The organism is Bradyrhizobium sp. CCBAU 45389 (assembly GCF_028128625.1).
GTDB classification, from domain to species: domain Bacteria; phylum Pseudomonadota; class Alphaproteobacteria; order Rhizobiales; family Xanthobacteraceae; genus Bradyrhizobium; species Bradyrhizobium liaoningense_B.
Genome location: NZ_LBIY01000090.1, coordinates 225,722 through 245,020, shown reverse-complemented (window position 1 = coordinate 245,020; position 19,299 = coordinate 225,722). Strand labels below are relative to the sequence as shown.

Genomic DNA, 19,299 nt, shown 5'->3' with positions numbered 1-19,299 from the left:
TCCATAGCTCGAGCCTGCAACCGCCGCGCGTGGCAGCGCTGCGCTCGCGCGTGCGCAGGCTGCGGCGCCATGACGGATAAGGCGCAGGGTTAACTTTCCGGAAAAGCGACGCAGTCATGATGCCCGCGATTTCCGGGGCTGAATCGCCCTGCCTGTATTGCGTCCCGAGCCTATTGGAGCACATTCATGAGCGGCATCTCCATCCGCCTGACCCACAAGGTCATGGCGATCGGACTCTTCGGCCTCGTCGGTCTTGCCGCCTTCGGCGCGATCTACCAGATCGGCAGCCTCTCCCAGGATGCCTCCCGCACTGTTGCCAACCGCGCCCGCGCGATCGCCGATCTCGACAAGCAGCTCTCGATCGACATGCTGGAGGCCCGTCGTAACGAGAAGAATTTCCAGCAGCGCCGTACCGAGAGCTATGCCAGGGCGCATGCCGAGCTGATCGGGCCGATCAACCGCGATTTCGACGAGGTGGAGCGGCTGATGGCGGCCGCCGGCATGAGCGCACTGTCCGAGAAGATGAAGCAGGCCCAGGACGGCTTCAAGCGTTACGCGTCCGACTTCGCCGCACTGGTGGCAGCCGAGACCAGGCTCGGGCTGAATGAGACGCTCGGCCTGTCCGGTTCGCTTCGCGGCGCGGTGCACGACATCGAGGTCAAGCTGAAGGAGATCGACGATCCCCGGACGACAACCTGGATGCTGATGATGCGCCGGCACGAGAAGGACTTCATGCTGCGGCGCGACCCCAAATACATTGCCGAGGTGAAGAAGGCCGGGGTTGAATTCTCCAAGGCGATAGAGGTCGTCGCAATCCCCACGGCGGCGATGAACGACATCACGGCCAAGCTCCAGAAATACCAGTCCGAGTTCGCGGCCTGGGCCGAGACGGCACGGCAGAGTGCGGTTCTCGACGCCGCCATGATGAAGACCTTCCGCGAAATCGAGCCTGCGATGGTCGAGGTGCGAACCGCGGTCGATGCCATGTACAAGCAGGCTGACGCGGCCGAGGCCGCGACCCGCGAGGCCGTGCGTTTGTGGATGGCCGTGGCCTTCGGCATCACCGTCGCTGTGCTCGCCGTGACCGGCTTTCTGCTCGGACGTTCGATCTCGAAGGCGCTCGGTGCCATGGTCGGTGCGATGACGCGGCTTGCGCGCGGCGAACTCTCGATCTCCGTTCCCGGCGTCGGGCGCAGGGACGAGATCGGCGAAATGGCCGGCGCCGTCGAGGTGTTCAGGACCAGCATGGCGGAGGCCGAGCGGCTGCGCGTTGAACAGTCGGAAGCGGCTGCGCGCGGACGCGAACAGCGCAAGGCCGACATGCGGCGGCTTGCCGATACGTTCGAAGGCGCGGTCGGCGAGATCATCGAGACCGTGTCGTCGGCGGCAACCGAGCTCGAGGCCTCATCCAACACGCTGACGCAGGCCGCCGAACGCGGCAACGGGCTCGCAACCGCCGTGGCGGCGGCCTCGGAGGAGGCGTCCGCCAATGTGCAGTCGGTGTCGTCGGCGAGCGAGGAGATGACCTCCTCGATCTCCGAGATCAGCCGCCAGGTGCAGGAATCGGCGCGTGTCGCCGACGTTGCGGTCGGACAGGCCGAGCGGACCAACGCGCGCGTCGCCGAGTTGACGAAGGCGGCGAGCCGCATCGGCGACGTGGTCGAATTGATCAACACCATCGCCGCCCAGACCAACCTCCTGGCGCTGAACGCGACGATCGAGGCGGCGCGTGCCGGTGAAGCCGGCAAGGGATTTGCGGTGGTCGCGACCGAAGTGAAGGCGCTGGCCGAGCAGACCGCGAAAGCCACGGGCGAGATCAGTCAGCACATCGGCGCGATTCAGACCGCGACGGAAGACTCCGTCGGCGCAATCAAGGAGATTGGCGACACCATCGCGCGGATGTCGGAGATCTCGTCGACCATCGCCGCCGCGGTGGAGGAGCAGGGCGCGGCGACGCAGGAGATCTCCCGCAACATCCAGCATGCCGCGCACGGCACGTCCGAGGTCTCGGCGAATATCGGCGACGTCCAGCGTGGCGCCGGCGAGACTGGAGCCGCCTCGGCGCAGGTGCATTCGGCCGCCCGGTCGCTGTCGCGGGAGAGCAACCGGTTGAAGGGCGAGGTCGCGCGCTTCTTGGAGTCGGTACGGGCCGCGTGACGATGTCGGTGCCGCCGTTCCAATGTTGCATTGCGGTGTGCTGGTGCGGCACCGCGCGATATCTGCGCGGCCGCAACAAATGGTTGCGGAAAAAATAACGCGGGCCGGATCGCCCCCGTAGTTCCACGTAGGTCCCTGTTAACGCCTGTTTGCGACTATGTGCGCAATCTTACCGGACAAGAACCAGCCAGCATTATTGGAATGACTTCCGCCCTGTCGTCCGTCGTGACGATGGCGGCGCGGGTGATTTGCGCGTTGCTAGTCTCATCGGGATTTGTCGTGATGTCGAAATTGTCGATCGTCTTCAAGCTACTGACCGTGTTGTCGATCCTCGTGCTCTCGCTCGCCGGCGTCGGCGTGACGGCGATCGGCACCATGCAGAACATCAATGCCCACACGGTCGAGATCGCGGAAAGCTGGCTGCCGAGCGTGCGTGCGCTCGGCTCGCTCCGCGCCGACATCAACGAGCTGCGCGTCGCGCTCCGCCTGCACCTGATGCAGGACAGCGCCGAGGGCAAGGAGGCCGCAGAGAAGCGGCTGGCCTCGTTGCAGGGGCGCATCGAGCAGACCCGCAAGGTCTACGAGCCCTTGATCACCTCCGCCGAGGAGCGCTCGCTCTACGAGCAATGGACCAAGGCCTGGGCCGAATATCTAATCGGCGTGCAGGACGTGATGGCGCTGTCGCGCAAGGGCGTCGGCCGTTTCCCGACTGACGCCAACGAGCTGTTGCAGACCAAGGTTGCGAAGATGGCCCAGGCGGCTGATCCCCTGCTTCAGAAGGACATCGAGCTCAACAACCGCGGCGCCGAGCTGGAGACCAAGCAGGCGGCCGACAGCTATGCCCTGATCTTCCGCGTGCTGGTGGGAATCATCGTGCTCTCTGTCGTGATCGCGATCAGCGCCGCCTATTATCTCGTGCGCGACGTCTCGCGTGGCATCGCTTCGATCATCAAGCCGATGCAGTCGCTCGGCGAGGGCGACCTCTCGGCCGAGGTGCCGCATCGCGGCGAGAAGACCGAGATCGGCTCGATGGCGGATGCGCTGCAGATCTTCAAGGAAGCGCTGATCGCCAAGCGGGCCGCCGACGAAGCGGCCAGGCTCGACGCCGAGGCCAAGATCGAGCGCGGCCGCCGGGTCGATGCCATCACGCGAAAGTTCGAGACGATGATCGGCGAAGTCGTCGGCACCGTCTCCTCGGCCTCGACCGAGCTCGAGGCGTCGGCGTCGACGCTGACCAGCACCGCGCAGCGCGGCCAGGAGCTCGCCACCGTCGTTGCGGCGGCCTCCGAGGAAGCCTCCACCAACGTCCAGGCGGTCGCCTCCGCCTCGGAAGAGCTGTCGTCCTCGATCACCGAGATCAGCCGCCGCGTGCAGGATTCGGCGCGGATGGCTGCGGAAGCGGTCGAGCAGGCGGCGCGGACCAACGAGCGCGTCAACGCGCTTTCGCAGGCCGCCTCCCGCATCGGCGACGTCGTCGAGCTCATCAACACCATCGCGGGCCAGACCAATCTTTTGGCGCTGAACGCGACCATCGAGGCGGCGCGGGCGGGCGATGCCGGCCGCGGCTTTGCCGTCGTCGCGTCCGAGGTCAAGGCGCTGGCCGAGCAGACCGCGAAGGCGACCGGCGAGATCGGAGCACAGGTGTCCGGCATCCAGGCCGCGACGCAGGAATCCGTCAGCGCCATCCAGGAGATCGGCGGCACCATCGAGCGGCTGTCCGAAGTGTCCGCGGCGATCGCCGCCGCCGTCGAAGAGCAGGGCGCGGCGACGCAGGAGATCTCACGCAACGTTCAGCAGGCCTCGGTCGGCACGCAGGAGGTCTCCTCCAACATCACCGACGTGCAGCGCGGCGCGATCGAGACCGGCGAGGCCTCGGTTGAGGTGCTGTCGGCAGCGAAGTCGCTGGCGACTGACAGCACCCGCCTCAAGGTCGAGGTCGCGCAGTTTCTAGAATCGGTCCGCGCGGCCTAGCGCCCGCTCTCTCTTAGTTCACCTCTCCGCGCCGGGGAGAGGTGAGCTACCTCGCCCGACGCTTAGCTGCCCGTCTGCGGAGCCGGCGGCGGTGCGACCTGCCGCCGGAAAAGGATGCGCTGGTAAAGCCAGCCGATCGCGACCAGCACGATGCCGAGGCACATGAACGACAGCGCGCGATAGACGCCTGTCAGCGTCGACATGTCGATGACGAAGGCCTTCAGGATCGTCAGCGCGATGACGGCGGCGGACGCCAGCCGCGCCCGTTCCGAGTTGACGAGAATGCCGACCCCGAGCAGCGCCACGCCGAAGGCGAGCCAGCCGATCGAATAGGTGTATTGCTCCGCGCCGGTGGTCGGGCCGCTGGAGAGGATGGGGCCGTGATAGAAGCGGCGGATCTCCAGCGTGACATAGGCGAGTGCGAACACCAGTGCGCCGCCGGCGATGCTGTTGGCGTAGACCTTGCCACGCTCGCCGACCACCGCGTAGGAGAGCAGCAGCATCAGCACCGCAGGCAGCGCATAGCCGAGCAGCAGCAGGTTGAAGACCGCGCCGCCGACGTCGATGCGCCAGATCAGCGGGTTCTCCAGGATGAAGAGGCCGAACACGCTGATGAGGCCGGCGATCGCCGTCAATACGACCGCGCCGACATTGTGGACGATGCTGCGGCTGCGCAGCCGCAGGCGTTCCAGTCCGATCGCCATGGCGAGCGCGACGCAGACCTGCAGCGCGCATTCGAGTAGCGAGGGCGCCGAGGTCATCTGGCCGCCGGTGGCAAAATGACGGATCTCCACGAAGGCGAGCAGCGCGGTGAACAGGATCGCGGCCGCCTCGACGACGCGCAAGGGGACATCGTCGCCGCGGCGTCTCAGGAAGATGCTCGCGCCCCAGAACGAGGCGGCTGGCAGGCCGTAGCCCCACAGCAGCCAGTTGAAGATCGGCGTCGTGCCGACCGCATCGCCGACGATGCGCGGATCATAGACGATGCGCGCGGTGACGATCGCGGCGAAGATCGCCGCTAACCGGCGCAGCACCGGAATCGGCCGCTGCAACGAGATCCAGGCGGTGCCGAGCGACATCAGCGCGAGCGCAATGGTGAGCCAGCCCTTCTCCAGCGCGAAGGTCAGCGCCAGCGCCAGCGCGCCGAGTGTACCGGTTGCGAACAATGCGATCGAGGTGGCAACACCCGGTCGTTCTTCGCGACGCATCAGCGCTTCGGTCGCAGCACCGAAGGCTGCGGCGAGCAGAACGGCGAGGATCGCGAACGGGATCGAACGGTCGAGATGGGCGATGCGCGCATAAAGCGCGACCAGGATCGCGATCGGTGTGGCGACGCCCGCCGCCGACCACACCACGGGAATGATCGCCGAGTTCGAGCGGCCCTGCGCGAAGAAACCCGCGACGCCGAAGCCGGCGGCGAAGATCGCGGCCATCACCAGATGCAGCGTCACCGAGCTGTCGGTCGCGACAGGGCCGACGCCGGGCATCGGGCCGCCCGGCAGCACCAGCATATCGGGGTTGGCGCGCACCGCCCATTCGGCGAACACGATGAAGACGGTCGCAGCAGAAGCGCCCAGCGTGCCGGTCGCCGCAGGCGCGCGCCAGGCGACGAACAACGTGCCGCCGACCAGCAGCGTGAAGGCGATCAGCGCGAGATCGGCATGCGCGCTCGACAGCACGACCAGCATCGCACCGAACAGATAGGCGCCGAGCGCGCCGGACGAGACCGGCTCGATCTCGCCGTCCTCGATGGTCGGGCCGAACATGAAGCCGCAGACCACGAGCAGCGCGGCGAGCACGAAGCCGGCGATGACATGGAAGGCGTGCGGCGCGACCTGCACCTGTTCGGTATCGAGCCCCGGGAAGATCCAGAGCACCGCGAATGCGATCGTCGTGACGGCCAGCCAGCGCCACAGCCGGATACGCGCGAGGCCAAAACTCGCGGCAGTGACGATGGCGAGATAGATGTAGAGCGCCCAATAGTCCGGCTTCCCGCTGGAGACGAGGATCGGCGTCACGAAGGCGCCGACCACGCCGAGGCCGGCGAGCGCGGGCCCGTGCAGCAGCGCGGCGGCGAGCGTGCCCATGGCAACGATGCCGAGCAGCACGAAGGCGGTTGCCGGCACGAGGAAGCCGTAGAGCGCATAGGCCGCGTAGATGGTGGCGAACGCCACCGCCGTACCGGCCGCGGTGAGGATCGCGGGGATGTTGGCGATCGGCAGCGCCTGAATGGTGGAGATGCTCTCCTTGCGCCGCGTCCATTCGCCGGCACCGAGCAGCGCTGCCGCGAACAGGCCGCCGAGGAAGACGCGCACGCCGGGGCCGAGGAGGCCGGCCTCGATCGAATAGCGCACCATGAAGAAGCCGCCGAGCGCGAGCGCAAGGCCGCCGATCCACACCACCCAGCGCGTGCCGAGACGCTCCTCGAAGCCGGGCGCGGGCGCGGCCTCCGGCACCGGAGGCGGCGCATCAGTGCCCGTGCTCGGTCCGAGCGGGGGCGGTGAGGTCTCTTCGGTGACGAGCGGAGGCGGCGTCGTTTCCGCTTCCGGCGCAAGCGGCGGCGGCTCGGCGGCGGGCGTTGCGGGCGCTTCAGCCTGCACCTGCGCGGGCATCAGCGGCGGCGGCTGCACGACAGGCCGCTGCGCATAAAACTTCTCTTCGAGCAAGTTCAGCCGACGGCGCAGCTCGGTCGCCTGGCTGGAGGCCTTGATCGCGATCAGGAAGGCGATGATCGCAATGATCAGCGCAAAGGCGTCGAACGGGCCGTCGAACATGAAGCCTCCAGGCAACCGGCGGGCAGGGGCCGGTCCCACGAATCTCAGGATCTAGCGCCGGGAGCGCACGCGCAAGCCCGGCGCGGGCCGCTCCTGGAGCACCTCGCGGCGGAAGCGGTAGAGCGCTGCCGGCCGTCCGCCCGTCTGTGTCGACATCACGCCGGTCGGTTCGACCAGGGCTTCCGTTTCGACCAGGCGGCGGAAATTCTGCTTGTGCAGATGCCGGCCGGAGATCGCCTCCACCGTATGCTGCAATTCAGTAAGTGTGAACTCGGCGGGCAAAAGTTCAAACACCACAGGACGATACTTCAGCTTTGCGCGCAGCCGCGCGATTCCCGTGGCGAGAATCCGGCGGTGATCGAACCGCATCGAGGTCCCGAGCGCCGGCAGTGCCTTGCGCGCTAATGCCGCAGGACGACCGTCGCGCCGTGCCTCCTCGATCAGCCCGGCCTCGTAGAGCAGCTCGTAGCGGTCGAGCACGCGCTCCTCGTCCCAGGGCGCACCGTCGAGGCCGAAATAGAACCGCACGCGATCCCTGCGCGGCAATGCGCGCGTCGTCTCCGGCGTCTCCTGCTCCGCCCAAGCCGTCAGCGCGGGGATGATGTCGCGGGCAATGATCGCGGGCGGCTCCTCGCGCCAGTCTTCCCAGGGCAGGAAGCGGTACCACGGCTCGAAGCTTGCACCGTTTGCTGCGAGCTCGCCGCCCGCGGCGCGCGTGAGCGCGAGATAGCCGATCGACACCATATGCGCGCCGGTGTCGCCGGCCTCGGCATGACGGCCGCGATCGCCAAAGGTGTAGAGCTGCTCGACATAGCCGAGCCGCAAGCCCGCCTGCTCCTCGACCCAGGCGCGCAGGCCGATCTCGAAGGTGCGATGGCTCAGCGCATCGAACGGCCCGAACGGCAGGCCCGCCAGCCCGTCGCTGCTGTGCGCGGTGAGGATCAGCGGCTCATGGTCCTCGATCGCGACGATCGCGGCGGTCAGGCCGATCTCGATCGGTGTCAGCAGCGTCTCGCTCATGCGGCTGAGATCGCTTGTGTCATTCGAGCTCGATCACGAAGGGGCGGCCCTCGACCATCATCGCGCCCGGGCCCATCTCGTCGAGCGCGCGCAGCATGCGGCCGTTGCGCCCGAGCGCACGGTCGGCGAGGCCGACGATGCGCCGGTTCGGCGAGGCGATCGGCGAGGCGGCGCGGATCTTCTTCGCGATCTCGATCTCGTCGCGATGTGGATTGAGCGCGCATACGGCGGCGAAGGCGCTCGCGGTGGAGCGGCTGATGCCGGCATAGCAATGCACCACCAGCGGCGCGCTGCGGTCCCAGCCGCGCACGAAGTTCAGCACCTGCTCGATATGCGTCTCTGACGGTGCGACAAAGCCGTCCATCTCCTCGGTGATGTCGTCCATCGACACCTTGAGATGGTTGGCCGGCAGCACCGATACCGGACGCGCGACCTGCTCGACATTGGCCATCACGGTCAGCACGTGGCTGGCCCTGGTGAGGCGGACGGTTTCGGGGAGTGCGGCGAGGGAACAGACGTGGATCATGGCGGACCTTTTTGCCGGCGATTATAGCCGGTGCCGTAGGGTGGGCAAAGCGAAGCGTGCCCACCACCTTTGTCGCAAGCGCGAAAGGACGTGGGCACGGCGCAAGCGCGCCTTTGCCCACCCTACGAAACTACGAAGGGATGATGCTATGCAAACACCGCGTTGAACCGCTCCAGAAACTGCTTCTCCGCCCGCGCCGCGGTCCAGGGCGTGAGATAGTCGCGCCGGACGCTGTCGGGCAGGCCCGGATCGCGGCCGAACAGGCGTTTGGCTTCGGCGTCGCTGAAGCCGGCGAGCTCGGTTGCCTCGAGATAGGCCGCACCGCGATCGGCGGCCTTGATGGCCTGCGTGATCTCGTCCGCCAGCACCGGCGGCAGGCCGAAGCGGATGTGGATGGCGCCGAGCAGGCGCTTCTCCACCGCCTTGTAATGGCCGTCGAGCACCGCCTTGAACGGTGAGATCATGTCGCCGATCACATATTCGGGCGCATCGTGCAGCAGCGCGGCGAGCCGCATGCGCTGGTCCACGCGCGGCATCTCGTGCCGCAGCACGGTTTCCACCAGCAGCGTGTGCTGCGCGACCGAGAAGATGTGCGCGCCGGTGGTCTGCCCGTTCCAGCGCGCCACGCGCGCCAGCCCATGGGCGATGTCGGCGATCTCGACATCGAGCGGGGAGGGGTCGAGCAGGTCGAGCCGCCGGCCCGACAGCATGCGCTGCCAGGCGCGGGACTGCGCATCGCGCGCGGTCTTCTTCGCGGTCATTTGACCTTGAGGCGCGGCTTGCGCTGCGTCTTGCCGCAGGTCGCGTGGCAATGGCAGTCGACGAGATGGTCGTTGACCATGCCGGTCGCCTGCATGAAGGCGTAGACGATGGTCGGGCCGACGAACTTGAAGCCGCGCGAGGCCAGCTCCTTGGAAATCTGCACCGACAGCGGCGTCGAGGCCGGCACGCTCGCGGTGGTCTTGAAGTGGTTGATCTTGGGCTTGCCGCCCATGAAGTCCCACAGCAGTTTTGAGAAGCCCGGTCCCTTCTCCATGATGTCGAGATACGACTTCGCGCTCAGGATCGCGCCGTCGATCTTGGCGCGGTTACGCACGATGCCGGCATCGTTCATCAGCGCATGGACCTTCTTCGCGTTGTAGCGCGCGATCTTCTCCGGCTGGAAATCGTCGAAGGCTTTGCGGAAATTGTCGCGTTTGCGCAAGATCGTGATCCAGGACAGGCCGGCCTGAAAACCGTCGAGGATCAGCTTCTCGTAGAGCGCGCGGTCGTCATACTCGGGCACGCCCCATTCGGTGTCGTGATAGGCGACATAGAGCGGATCTTCGCCGGGCCAGGGGCAGCGGGTCAGGCCGTCGGGATGCAGGCGGGGAGCGCGGCTCATGCGATGGGCTGTTTCGAGGGAATGCGGACGGTTTCGGGGTCGGCCAGCGTCAAGGCAAGGCCGCCGGCGGTGAGCGGCTGTCCGGCATCGAGCGCATCGGCGACGCGGTCGATGCGCACCAGCGCGATGCCTTTGCCGTGCGCCGACGAGCCCATGGTCCCGACCGGCTTGTCGCCGGCCATCACGCCGACGCCGACCTCCGGCGAGATGTCATCGAGCAGCACCTTGACGCTGCGCGTGCGTGCGGTGCCGCGATGCTGCATGCGCGAGACGACCTCCTGGCCGACATAGCAGCCCTTGTCGAAATCGACGCCGGCAAGCCGGTCCATGTTGGTCTCGTGCGGGAACGCATCGCTGTACATGAAATCGAGCCCGCCGCGCGGGATGCCGAGCGCGATGCGGTGCGCCTCATATTCGGCCGCATCGACCAGCTCGGCGCCGATCAGGTCGGACAGCTTCTGCTTGAGATCCTCGGGGATCAGGATGCGTGTGCCGAGCTCGGCATTGCGCGGATCGGCGAAGGCCAGATCCGACTGCGCTGCAGGCTGGCCGCCCCAGGCCGCGAGCACGCCGAGATCGAGGTTTTCCACCGTGACCTTGGCGCGCAGCTTGTAGAATTTCAGCTTGGTGGCGAGGGTGTCCGCCAACGCCTTCGGGCAATCGATCAGGAACCCGCCGCCATGGCCGGCGGGCACCTCCGTGATCAGGAAATCCACGATGATCTTGCCCTGCGGCGTCAGCAGCGCGCCGAATCGCCCCAGGCCCGGCTTCAGCCTGTCGAGGTCGGTCGTGACCAGGCCGTTGAGGAAGTTGCGCGCATCCTCGCCCGCGACCTTGACCACGCCCCGGTCCGGAAGAAACGCTGATTTCATGCGAAAATCTCTTGCGACATGTTGCTCTGGAACGTAAGCCCGCAAGGCATAAACGACAAGACCTCGAGCCCTGCGCTTGGGGATGAGAGAGGCCCCATGACCCAGCGTTTCGATGTGATCCTAAAAGGCGGCACCGTCGTCAACCAGGACGGCGAGGGCCAGCGTGACATCGGCATCGCGAACGGCCGGATCGCCGAAATCGGCGCGCTATCGCAAGCGTCCGCGGCGGAGGTGATCGACTGCAAGGGCCTCCACATCCTGCCTGGCGTCATGGATACGCAGGTGCATTTCCGCGAGCCCGGGCTGGAGCAGAAGGAAGACCTCGAGACCGGTTCGCGCAGCGCCGTGATGGGCGGCGTCACCGCCGTGTTCGAGATGCCGAACACGTCTCCATTGACGGTGACCGAGGCCACCTTCACCGATAAGGTGAAGCGCGCCCATCACCGCATGCATTGCGATTTCGCCTTTTTCATCGGCGGCACCCGCGAGAACGTGCAGGATCTGCCGGTGCTGGAGCGCGCGCCCGGCTGCGCCGGTGTGAAGGTGTTCATCGGCTCGTCCACCGGCGCGTTGCTGGTGGAGGACGACGAGAGCCTGCGCCGCATCTTCCAGGTGATCCGCCGCCGCGCCGCCTTCCATGCCGAGGACGAATACCGCCTCAACGAGCGCAAGCCGCTACGCATCGAGGGCGACACGCGCTCGCATCCGGTCTGGCGCGACGAGACCGCGGCGCTGATGGCGACGCAGCGCCTGGTCAAGCTCGCGCGCGAGACGGGCAAGCGCATCCATGTGCTGCACATCTCGACCAAGGAAGAGATCGAGTTTCTGCGCGACCACAAGGACGTCGCCTCATGCGAGGCGACGCCGCACCATCTCACCCTGGTCGCGCCCAAATGCTACGAGCGGCTCGGCACGCTCGCGCAGATGAACCCGCCGGTGCGCGGCGCAGATCACCGCGCCGGCATCTGGCGCGGCATCGAGCAGGGCATCATCGACGTGCTCGGCTCCGACCATGCGCCGCATACGCTGGAAGAGAAGCAGAAGACCTATCCGGCCTCGCCCTCCGGCATGACCGGCGTGCAGACGCTGGTGCCGCTGATGCTCGATCACGTCAACGCCGGTCGGCTGTCGCTGGCTCGGTTCGTCGATCTCACCAGCGCGGGCCCGGCGCGCCTCTACAACATGGTCTGCAAGGGCCGCATCGCCGCCGGCTACGACGCCGATTTCACCGTTGTCGACCTCAAGCGCAGCGAGACCATCACCAACAAATGGGTGGCGTCCAAGGCCGGCTGGACCCCTTACGACGGCGTTCGCGTGACGGGCTGGCCCGTCGGCACCTTCATCCGCGGCCGCCGCGTGATGTGGCAGGGCGAGCTGGTGACGCCGTCGCAAGGCGAGCCGGTGCGGTTTTTGGAGACGTTGAAGCCGTAGGGCTTTGGTCGTTTGGCGGCACAAACACGCCTCATGTTCGGTGTCGTCCTGGCGAAAGCCAGGACCCATAACCCCGACCGGATATTGTCGCGAAGACTGGTGGCCACACTTGCCCGCAGCCAGATAATGCGGTGGTAATGGGTCCTGGCTTTCGCCAGGACGACGTTGGAGAGGTCATTGCATGTCCCAACCGACACCCCTCATCACCACCGAGCAACTCGCCGCCATGCTCGGCGATCCCAACCTCCGCCTCTACGATTGCACGACCTACAACGAGCCGGTGCCGCCCGGCAGCGACGTGCCTTATCGCGCGGTGCCCGGCGACAAGACGTTCGCAGCCGGCCACATTCCCGGCGCCGATTTCCTCGACCTGCAAGGCGAGTTCTCCGACACCTCCGCGCGACCGCTCTACATGATGCCTGACGCGGCCCAGCTCGAGGCCGCGTTCGGCCGCTACGGCCTCGATGCGTCCAAGACCATCGTGCTCTACAGCATCGGCACCATGATGTGGTCGACGCGGTTCTGGTGGATGCTGCGCTCGCTCGGCGTCGATGCCCGCGTGCTCGACGGCGGCCTCGACAAATGGAAAGAGGAGGGGCGGCCGATCGAGACGGGCGCACCGAAGGGCTACCCGGCCACGACCTTCAAGGCCGCGCCCCGCGCGGGCTTTTTCGTGGACAAGGACACCGTGAAGGCGCGGATCGGTGATCCCTCGACGGTCATCGTCAACGCGCTCTTGCCGCAATATCACCAAGGCCTCGAGCCGAGCCGCTACGGCCGGCCGGGCCGCGTGCCGGGCAGCATCAACGTGCCTGCGCCAACGCTCGTCAATGCCGACAAGACGCTGACGAATCTTGCGGATGCGGAAGCAAAGTTCGCGGCCCAGGGCGTCACGCGCGACAAGACCGTGATCTGCTATTGTGGCGGCGGCATCTCGGCGACGATCAACCTCTTGCTGCTGACCCAGCTCGGCTACGACAAGCTGACGCTGTACGACGGCTCCATGGGCGAATGGGCGAGGGACCCGTCGCTGCCGATCGAGACGGATTAGATCTTACCCTCCCCTGGAGGGGGAGGGTCGATCGCGCACAGCGCGAGCGGGGTGGGGTGACAGTCTCTCGCCGTTGGCGGTGCCGGTGTGGAGAGATCACCCCACCCCGCTTCGCATTGCGCTCTCGCTCCATGCGAAGCGACCCTCCCCCTCCAGGGTCCCTCCAGGGGAGGGTAAGATCCGGGCAAGAAAACTGGGAACCTTTTGGCGCCGGCCTGCATCCAATGTCCGAGGCCAACGGAGACAAGCAGGTGACCGCCATGCAACGGACCGCAGCCGGCGCCAAGGCACCGAACGCCAAGGCATCAGAAATCCGGTCATTGGAAGCCCAGCTGATCGACCGCGCGCGGGCCCGTGACGAGGCCGCGCTGCGCGAGATCATGCGGGTCAACAACCGCAGGCTATATCGCCTCGCGCGCGCAATTCTGCGTAGCGACAGCGAAGCCGAGGACGTGGTGCAGGAAACCTATGTGCGCGCCTTCACCCATCTCGACGGCTTCCGGGGCGAGTCCGGCCTGTCGACCTGGCTGTCGCGCATCGCCATCAACGAGGCGCTTGGCCGGTCGCGCAGCGCGAGGCCGCATGTCGAGCTCGGCGCGGTGTCCGAAGCCGCGCTCGAGGCGCAGATCATCAAATTTCCCGTCTCTCCCGCAGGCGATCCGGAAAGGACCATGGCCCAACGTGAAATCCAGCGCGTCGTCGAACGCGCCATCGACGAGTTGCCGGACGTTTTCCGCATGGTGTTCGTCGCACGCGTCATGGAGGGCATGAGCATCGAGGAAACCGCCGATCTGCTCGCCGTGAAGCCCGAGACCGTGAAGACGCGGCTGCACCGCGCCCGCACCATGCTGCGCGAGAATGTCGAGAAAGAGATCGGCCCGGTGATGATGGATGCCTTTCCGTTTGCGGGCTGGCGTTGCGAGCGCCTGACCGAAGCGGTGCTGAAGCGGCTCGGCGTCGGCGGCTGAAATTTTTCGGGAACGTTTGCGCGAAACGCCCATCCAATTCCTGTGAAGCAACGCGCCGGCGAAACGTCCGGCAGCACAGGAGCGTTAAACCATGTTCATCCGTTGGAGCGCGGCGGCCGCCGCAGCAATTTTGTTGTCGAGTCCCGGGCTGCAAGGCGCCAGCGCCGCCGACAAGCCGACCGATCCGCAGATCGCCCATATCGCCTACACCGCCGGCGTGATCGACATCAACGCCGCCAAGCAAGCGCAGAAGAAAGCGAAGAACAAGGACGTCAAGGCGTTTGCCGAGGATATGCTGCGCGACCATGAGGCGGTCAACAAGCAGGCGCTGGCGCTGGTCAAGAAGCTGAACGTCACCCCTGAAGACAACGACACCAGCAAGGCGCTGTCGAAGCAGGCGAGCGACAAGCTGGCCGAGCTCGACAAGCTGAGCGGCGCAGCGTTCGACAAGGCCTATGTCGCGAACGAGGTCGCCTACCACAAGGCGGTCAACGGCGCGCTGGAGACCCAGCTCATTCCGTCTGCCAGCAATGCCGAGCTGAAGAGCCTGTTGCAGACCGGCCTGAAGATCTTTCAGGGCCATCAGCAGCACGCCGAGCATGTCGCGGCCGAGCTAAAATAAAAAGGGTGGGATGATGCCGGGACGCCTCGCTTCGATCGCGCTTGCGGTCGTCTTCCTGTCGATATCAGTCCCGGCGCGCGCCGCGACGATAGAGATCACGATGGAGAATCTCGTGATCGCTCCGGCCGAGGTATCGGCGAAGGTCGGCGATACCATCACCTGGATCAACAAGGACGTCTTCGCCCACACCGCCACTGCGAAGAACGGCGATTTCGACGTGACGCTGCCGCCGAAGAAGTCGGCGACGTCAGTGCTGAAGACGGCGGGAACGGTCGAGTACTACTGTCGCTATCATCCCAACATGAAAGCGACGCTCAAGATCGAGCCGTGACGCAGGAGGGAGCGCATTCCCGACTCCGTCGGGAACATCTCCCGCTCATCGCGAGACTAATGCTTGTCCGCGGGAGACGGCTTCCGTGCGATAAAGGCGGCAGACTTCGCGACCTTGTCGTCAAGACCTTGTAGTCAAGACCTTGTAGTCAAGACCTCGTCGCAAAGTCATTCATCCGTCAACTGGCCCCGCCCGCGTGGCGGGGTCATTTTCGGAGTGTGCTTATTGCCGGGAGATGTCGACGGAGAATTCGCCGTTGCGGATACGGCCCGGAAAACCCTCGACGAATTTTGCCACCGCATCCTCGCCATAGGTGCCGACGAGTTCGGCGAATGCGGCGAACAGGCTCGCCTGCGCCAGGCAATCACCATCGACGCCGTCATGGCGCGCCTCGGCCCAGGCCTCGTTGAGATAGCTCAGGGCTGCCTGCTTCTGCTCGTGATCGGGCAGCGGCGCACGGTCGGGGGCGTATGAAATCGGCTGGCTCATGAAACTCGATCAGGGCTGGGGCGCGTCCACGGCGATGCGCTGCACGAGAGGTGTAGCACGGGTGTTAATGCCCGCTAGGCTACATCTTTAGGAACGGTTAACGGCTGTGAACAAACTCGATGACAGGGTTCCGGGCGGGCCGTTACGTCGATCCTCCCTCGTCATTCCGGGGCGCGCGCAGCGCGAGCCCGGAATGACGAGGGAAGCTAGTTCGCGTAGCGCGCCGTCAGATCGCGCGAGATCTTCGAGCCTTCCTCGATATAGCGGCGGATCGCCACCGTCGCGGCCGGCGTGCAGCTCCGGTAGGTCTGCTGGAAGCCGTTATAGCCGCGGTTGAAGCCGGCGATCATGCGGGTGCGGCGCTCTCCGGACGGGGTTTCGGCATCGATCAGCGCCTGCATCTCGCTGCGCCATTTGTTGCCTTCGTTGGATCCGCAGATGCCGCGCAGATAATGCAGCCCGCCGAGGATCTCGGCCAGCCGCTGCAGTTCGCCGTCAAACGGCGCCGCCACGTCCTGGGCCCGGGCGGGGCCGCAGGCGCAGGCGACAATCAGGGCAAAAATGGCCAGAAATCGCGTCGACATCGGCGGCTGTATGCCCCCTCGGGACGGCGGGCGCAAGGCGGGCCGTCAGGCCCGGATCAGCCGGTGGGCGGACAGGATGACCTCCTCGAGCCCCCCGGTCAGCTTGAGGTCGCCGAGGCTCGCCAGGGCGTCCGGGGCGATCCAGCGGTAATCGTCCAGCTCGTCGTTCAGGACCGGCTCCCGGGCGGCCCAGCGGGCGGCAAAGGACATGATCAGATAGTGGCCGGCGCCGGGCGCGGCCGGCAGCACCTCGCGCCAGCCGGCGAGGCTGACGATCTCGATGTCGAGCCCCGTCTCCTCGTCGACCTCGCGCTTGAGCGCCTGGTGCAGCGATTCGCCGAACTCGACCCGGCCGCCGGGCAGCGAATAGAACCCTTTGGCCGGCGAGCGGGCGCGGCGGGTCAGCAGCACCTTGTCGTTGCGGAAAATTGCGGCGCTGACCGCGATCTGGGGATGGCTGGGCTGGACGACCGCGGACATGGCGCTAGTTCGCCATGATGGTGTCGACGTCGGCCTCGGCGCCGCCATTGATGATGCCGCCGCAGGCCGCGATCAGCGGCTTGACCCAGAGCGTGGCCTGCTCGGCGAGGCGAACGCGGGTGGTGTCCTTCTCGACCTCGCGCATGGCCGATCCGACCGCGGTCAGGATCGAGGTCATGGTGTCCGTGATGTGGTCGAACTGGGCGCGCACGTTCGGATCGGCCTTCTCATAGGCCTCGATGGCGAGATCCCGCGCCTTGAAGTTCGACGCCGTGAAATGCTCGGCATAGGACAGCGGCGTCCAGGTCAGGAAGTCTTCGGCGCATTCCGGCATATCGGGGACCATTTCGAGCAGCATCACGGCTTCATTGAAATGGTTGAGATAGTCAGTGGCAAGCCCAGTCCGCGGGTTGATGTTGGCCACGCGCAGCCGTTCGGCCCAGGCCGCAGCCTCGGGGCCCGTCTGTGCTTGCGTCCGCGCGGGTTGGGAGGCCATTGAGCTCATCTGCCGCAGTGTTAACGTTCGGGGTTAAAAGGACCTGAACGGACCCTATATAGACGCCCAAGGATGTGTGGACGCTTCGTCATAACTTCGGCCCCCGCGGCTTTGCGGCAACTGTTCGGCTATGTCGAGCAGCCGAATTTCCCGCCCCGGTACAATGTCGCCCCGACGCAACCGATTCCGGTCGTGCTGATCGAGAACGGCACGCGCCATTTTCGCCTGATGCGCTGGGGCCTGTTGCCGAGCTGGGTCAAGGACCCCCGCGGATTTACCTTGCTGATCAACGCCCGCTCGGAGACGGTGCTGGAGAAGCCCGCCTTCAAGAAAGCTATACGCCGTCGGCGCGGCCTGATCCCGGCCGACGGCTATTACGAGTGGAAGTCGGAAGGCGGCCGCAAGCAGCCCTTCTTCATCCACCGTGCCGATGGCGAGCCGCTCGGCTTTGCCGCGGTGTTCGAGACCTGGGTCGGACCGAACGGCGAGGAGCTCGACACGGTCGCGATCGTCACCGCGGCGGCGGGCGAGGACCTCGCCGCGCTGCATGACCGCGTGCCCGTCACCATCAGCTCGCGCGATTTCGAGCGCTGGCTCGATCATCGCGGCGACGAGGTCGATGCGATCCTGCCGCTGATGAGGCCCCCGCGCATCGGCGAGTTCGCCTGGCATCCCGTCTCCACTCGCGTCAACCGCGTCGCCAATGACGACGAGCAACTGCTCTTGCCGATCAGTGCGGAGGAGATGGAGGCGGAGGCAGAGGCGGCGAAGCCGAAGAGGGTGCGGAAGGTTGCGGCTAGCCCGGCGGATGACGGGCAGGGATCGTTATTCTAGGCGCGCTTCCGTAGGGTGGGCAAAGGCGCAACGCGCCGTGCCCACGATCTCTCTCCGTAACGCGCAAGGGTGGGCACGCTTCGCTTTGCCCACCCTACGGCGGCGGAGTCTTAAACGATCTCCCTCGCCCTCAGCGCCGTAATCTCCTCCGCATCGAACCCCAACTCGCCAAGCACCGCATCCGTATCCGCCCCCAGCTCCGGCGCCATGCGATCCAGCCTGCCGCCGCCATGGGCCAGCTTGAACCCGCTGCCGGCAAAGCGCAGTCGGCCATAGGGCGTGTCGAGCTCCTGGATCGCGCCGCGGGCCTTCACTTGCGGATGGTCGATGACCTCCTCGACCTTCCAGATGCTGGCACAGGGGGCGCCGGCGTCTTCCAAAATCGTCTCCCATTCGCGCGCGGGCCGTTTCGCCAGCGCCGCCTCGATGATGGCGCGCAGCGCCGGCTCGTTCTCGTTGCGCGAAAACCAGTCGGCAAAGCGCGGATCGCTCAGCGTGTCCTCGCGGCCGAGCGTGGACATCAGCGCGCGGTACTGCTTCTCGTTGTTGACGGCGAGCAGGATGTGACCGTCGCCGCATTTGAACAGGTTCGCGGTGGTCCTGCGGCTCACCGCCTGGTTGCCCGAGAGCTGCTGACGATGGCCGGCGACCGACCAGTCCGCTATCTGGCCCGAGAGGAACGCCATCGTGGCCTCCAGCATGGAGACGTCGATGAGCTGTCCCTTGCCGGTGCGGTCGCGCTGGTACAGCGCGCTCGACACGCCGAATGCGGCGGTGGCGCCCGAGAGCACGTCGCACACCGCAAAGCCGGCGCGCGTCGGCCCGGTCTCGGGATGGCCGGTGATCGCCATGATGCCTGACAGCGCCTGCATCTTGCCGTCATAGCCGGGCCGCAGGCGGTCCGGGCCGGTCTGGCCGAAGCCTGATACCGCGCAATAGATCAGCTTTGGATTGATCGCGGACAGCGCCTCATAGCCGATGCCGAGCTTGTCCATCACGCCCGGACGGAAGTTTTCCATGACGACGTCGACCGTCTCGGCGAGCTTCTTCACGATCGCGATCGCATCTGGCTTCTGCAGGTCGAGCGTCAGGCTGCGCTTGTTGCCGTTGATGGCCTGGAATGCCGGCGCCAGCCCGCGCTCGGCCCATTCGCGGGAGAGCGGCGTGCGGCGCATGTCCTCGCCCTCGCGCCGCTCGACCTTGATGACGTCGGCACCGAGCAGCGCGAGCTGGTAGCTCGCATAGGGGCCGGCCAGCACTTGCGTGAAGTCCAGGACCTTCACGCCCTCGAACGGTCGCGTCACGTCTC

At 66.4% G+C, this 19,299-nt stretch carries 19 protein-coding genes; 8 read left to right on the top strand and 11 right to left on the bottom strand.

The annotated features are described in order from the left end of the window. Positions 1–186 precede the first annotated feature (186 nt). Entirely contained in the window at positions 187–2,157 is a 1,971-nt protein-coding gene (locus tag XH79_RS21180; RefSeq protein ID WP_271582793.1) for a methyl-accepting chemotaxis protein, read from the top strand. A 282-nt stretch (positions 2,158–2,439) separates the two neighbouring features. Continuing rightward, positions 2,440–4,128 (top strand): methyl-accepting chemotaxis protein, encoded by a 1,689-nt coding sequence (locus XH79_RS21175; protein WP_271582792.1) that lies wholly within the window; start codon positions 2,440–2,442, stop codon positions 4,126–4,128. 62 nt (positions 4,129–4,190) lie between these two features. Here XH79_RS21175 and XH79_RS21170 read toward each other — a convergent pair whose 3' ends face one another. The 6 genes from XH79_RS21170 to ygfZ form a co-directional block, all read right to left on the bottom strand. Next, positions 4,191–6,902 carry a DUF2339 domain-containing protein gene (locus XH79_RS21170; protein ID WP_271582791.1) on the bottom strand — a complete coding sequence of 904 codons (2,712 nt, stop codon included), beginning with the start codon at positions 6,900–6,902 and terminating at the stop codon, positions 4,191–4,193. A gap of 51 nt (positions 6,903–6,953) precedes the next feature. Beyond that, positions 6,954–7,922 (bottom strand): NUDIX hydrolase, encoded by a 969-nt coding sequence (locus XH79_RS21165; protein WP_212347856.1) that lies wholly within the window; start codon positions 7,920–7,922, stop codon positions 6,954–6,956. Between the two features lie 19 nt (positions 7,923–7,941). Further along, positions 7,942–8,448 carry a tyrosine phosphatase family protein gene (locus XH79_RS21160; RefSeq protein ID WP_018648769.1) on the bottom strand — a complete coding sequence of 169 codons (507 nt, stop codon included), beginning with the start codon at positions 8,446–8,448 and terminating at the stop codon, positions 7,942–7,944. 146 nt (positions 8,449–8,594) lie between these two features. After that, positions 8,595–9,209, bottom strand: coding sequence for a YfbR-like 5'-deoxynucleotidase (locus tag XH79_RS21155; RefSeq protein ID WP_212347859.1), 615 nt, complete (start codon positions 9,207–9,209; stop codon positions 8,595–8,597). Continuing rightward, entirely contained in the window at positions 9,206–9,832 is a 627-nt protein-coding gene (locus XH79_RS21150; protein WP_271582790.1) for a DNA-3-methyladenine glycosylase I, read from the bottom strand. The genes XH79_RS21155 and XH79_RS21150 overlap by 4 nt, the downstream gene beginning before the upstream one ends. Beyond that, the gene (ygfZ, locus tag XH79_RS21145; RefSeq protein WP_271582789.1) at positions 9,829–10,704 is read right to left on the bottom strand and encodes a CAF17-like 4Fe-4S cluster assembly/insertion protein YgfZ; all 876 of its coding nucleotides are present in this window, start codon (positions 10,702–10,704) and stop codon (positions 9,829–9,831) included. The genes XH79_RS21150 and ygfZ overlap by 4 nt, the downstream gene beginning before the upstream one ends. Before the next feature lie 96 nt (positions 10,705–10,800). Between ygfZ and XH79_RS21140 the strand changes: the two genes are divergently transcribed. From XH79_RS21140 to XH79_RS21120, 5 genes are all read left to right on the top strand, one after another. Then, positions 10,801–12,135, top strand: a complete 1,335-nt coding sequence (locus XH79_RS21140; RefSeq protein ID WP_271582788.1) for a dihydroorotase — start codon at positions 10,801–10,803, stop codon at positions 12,133–12,135. A gap of 181 nt (positions 12,136–12,316) precedes the next feature. Further along, on the top strand, positions 12,317–13,186 hold the full coding sequence (locus tag XH79_RS21135) for a sulfurtransferase (protein ID WP_271582787.1): 870 nt from the start codon (positions 12,317–12,319) through the stop codon (positions 13,184–13,186). A 260-nt stretch (positions 13,187–13,446) separates the two neighbouring features. Beyond that, positions 13,447–14,154 (top strand): RNA polymerase sigma factor, encoded by a 708-nt coding sequence (locus XH79_RS21130; RefSeq protein ID WP_271582786.1) that lies wholly within the window; start codon positions 13,447–13,449, stop codon positions 14,152–14,154. A 91-nt stretch (positions 14,155–14,245) separates the two neighbouring features. Beyond that, complete coding sequence (locus XH79_RS21125; protein WP_271582785.1) at positions 14,246–14,776, top strand: DUF4142 domain-containing protein; 531 nt, start codon at positions 14,246–14,248, stop codon at positions 14,774–14,776. 10 nt (positions 14,777–14,786) lie between these two features. Next, positions 14,787–15,107 carry a cupredoxin domain-containing protein gene (locus XH79_RS21120; RefSeq protein ID WP_212347879.1) on the top strand — a complete coding sequence of 107 codons (321 nt, stop codon included), beginning with the start codon at positions 14,787–14,789 and terminating at the stop codon, positions 15,105–15,107. Positions 15,108–15,329: 222 nt separating this feature from the next. On the opposite strand, the gene XH79_RS21115 is transcribed toward XH79_RS21120, so the two are convergent. The 4 genes from XH79_RS21115 to XH79_RS21100 form a co-directional block, all read right to left on the bottom strand. Then, positions 15,330–15,596 (bottom strand): hypothetical protein, encoded by a 267-nt coding sequence (locus tag XH79_RS21115; RefSeq protein WP_018648760.1) that lies wholly within the window; start codon positions 15,594–15,596, stop codon positions 15,330–15,332. Between the two features lie 206 nt (positions 15,597–15,802). Beyond that, positions 15,803–16,180, bottom strand: a complete 378-nt coding sequence (locus tag XH79_RS21110; protein WP_271582810.1) for a TIGR02301 family protein — start codon at positions 16,178–16,180, stop codon at positions 15,803–15,805. A 45-nt stretch (positions 16,181–16,225) separates the two neighbouring features. Then, positions 16,226–16,660, bottom strand: a complete 435-nt coding sequence (locus XH79_RS21105; protein ID WP_271582784.1) for an NUDIX hydrolase — start codon at positions 16,658–16,660, stop codon at positions 16,226–16,228. A gap of 4 nt (positions 16,661–16,664) precedes the next feature. Further along, the gene (locus XH79_RS21100; RefSeq protein WP_212347888.1) at positions 16,665–17,165 is read right to left on the bottom strand and encodes a hypothetical protein; all 501 of its coding nucleotides are present in this window, start codon (positions 17,163–17,165) and stop codon (positions 16,665–16,667) included. A gap of 63 nt (positions 17,166–17,228) precedes the next feature. Between XH79_RS21100 and XH79_RS21095 the strand changes: the two genes are divergently transcribed. After that, complete coding sequence (locus XH79_RS21095) at positions 17,229–17,990, top strand: SOS response-associated peptidase (protein WP_271582783.1); 762 nt, start codon at positions 17,229–17,231, stop codon at positions 17,988–17,990. A gap of 110 nt (positions 17,991–18,100) precedes the next feature. Here XH79_RS21095 and XH79_RS21090 read toward each other — a convergent pair whose 3' ends face one another. Beyond that, a complete protein-coding gene (locus tag XH79_RS21090) occupies positions 18,101–19,294 on the bottom strand; it encodes a CaiB/BaiF CoA transferase family protein (RefSeq protein ID WP_271582782.1) in 1,194 nt (397 codons plus the stop codon). Between the last annotated feature and the right edge of the window lie 5 nt (positions 19,295–19,299).

Bases quoted from the DNA above. Each gene is read 5' to 3' on its own strand.
- XH79_RS21165 (WP_212347856.1), bottom strand. From the start codon at position 7,922: ATGAGCGAGACGCTGCTGACACCGATCGAGATCGGCCTGACCGCCGCG.
- XH79_RS21155 (WP_212347859.1), bottom strand. From the start codon at position 9,209: ATGACCGCGAAGAAGACCGCGCGCGATGCGCAGTCCCGCGCCTGGCAG.
- XH79_RS21125 (WP_271582785.1), top strand. From the start codon at position 14,246: ATGTTCATCCGTTGGAGCGCGGCGGCCGCCGCAGCAATTTTGTTGTCG.
- XH79_RS21105 (WP_271582784.1), bottom strand. From the start codon at position 16,660: ATGTCCGCGGTCGTCCAGCCCAGCCATCCCCAGATCGCGGTCAGCGCC.
- XH79_RS21100 (WP_212347888.1), bottom strand. From the start codon at position 17,165: ATGAGCTCAATGGCCTCCCAACCCGCGCGGACGCAAGCACAGACGGGC.
- XH79_RS21120 (WP_212347879.1), top strand. From the start codon at position 14,787: ATGATGCCGGGACGCCTCGCTTCGATCGCGCTTGCGGTCGTCTTCCTG.
- XH79_RS21170 (WP_271582791.1), bottom strand. From the start codon at position 6,902: ATGTTCGACGGCCCGTTCGACGCCTTTGCGCTGATCATTGCGATCATC.
- XH79_RS21135 (WP_271582787.1), top strand. From the start codon at position 12,317: ATGTCCCAACCGACACCCCTCATCACCACCGAGCAACTCGCCGCCATG.
- XH79_RS21180 (WP_271582793.1), top strand. From the start codon at position 187: ATGAGCGGCATCTCCATCCGCCTGACCCACAAGGTCATGGCGATCGGA.
- ygfZ (WP_271582789.1), bottom strand. From the start codon at position 10,704: ATGAAATCAGCGTTTCTTCCGGACCGGGGCGTGGTCAAGGTCGCGGGC.
- XH79_RS21160 (WP_018648769.1), bottom strand. From the start codon at position 8,448: ATGATCCACGTCTGTTCCCTCGCCGCACTCCCCGAAACCGTCCGCCTC.
- XH79_RS21175 (WP_271582792.1), top strand. From the start codon at position 2,440: ATGTCGAAATTGTCGATCGTCTTCAAGCTACTGACCGTGTTGTCGATC.
- XH79_RS21110 (WP_271582810.1), bottom strand. From the start codon at position 16,180: ATGTCGACGCGATTTCTGGCCATTTTTGCCCTGATTGTCGCCTGCGCC.
- XH79_RS21115 (WP_018648760.1), bottom strand. From the start codon at position 15,596: ATGAGCCAGCCGATTTCATACGCCCCCGACCGTGCGCCGCTGCCCGAT.
- XH79_RS21150 (WP_271582790.1), bottom strand. From the start codon at position 9,832: ATGAGCCGCGCTCCCCGCCTGCATCCCGACGGCCTGACCCGCTGCCCC.
- XH79_RS21140 (WP_271582788.1), top strand. From the start codon at position 10,801: ATGACCCAGCGTTTCGATGTGATCCTAAAAGGCGGCACCGTCGTCAAC.
- XH79_RS21130 (WP_271582786.1), top strand. From the start codon at position 13,447: ATGCAACGGACCGCAGCCGGCGCCAAGGCACCGAACGCCAAGGCATCA.
- XH79_RS21095 (WP_271582783.1), top strand. From the start codon at position 17,229: ATGTGTGGACGCTTCGTCATAACTTCGGCCCCCGCGGCTTTGCGGCAA.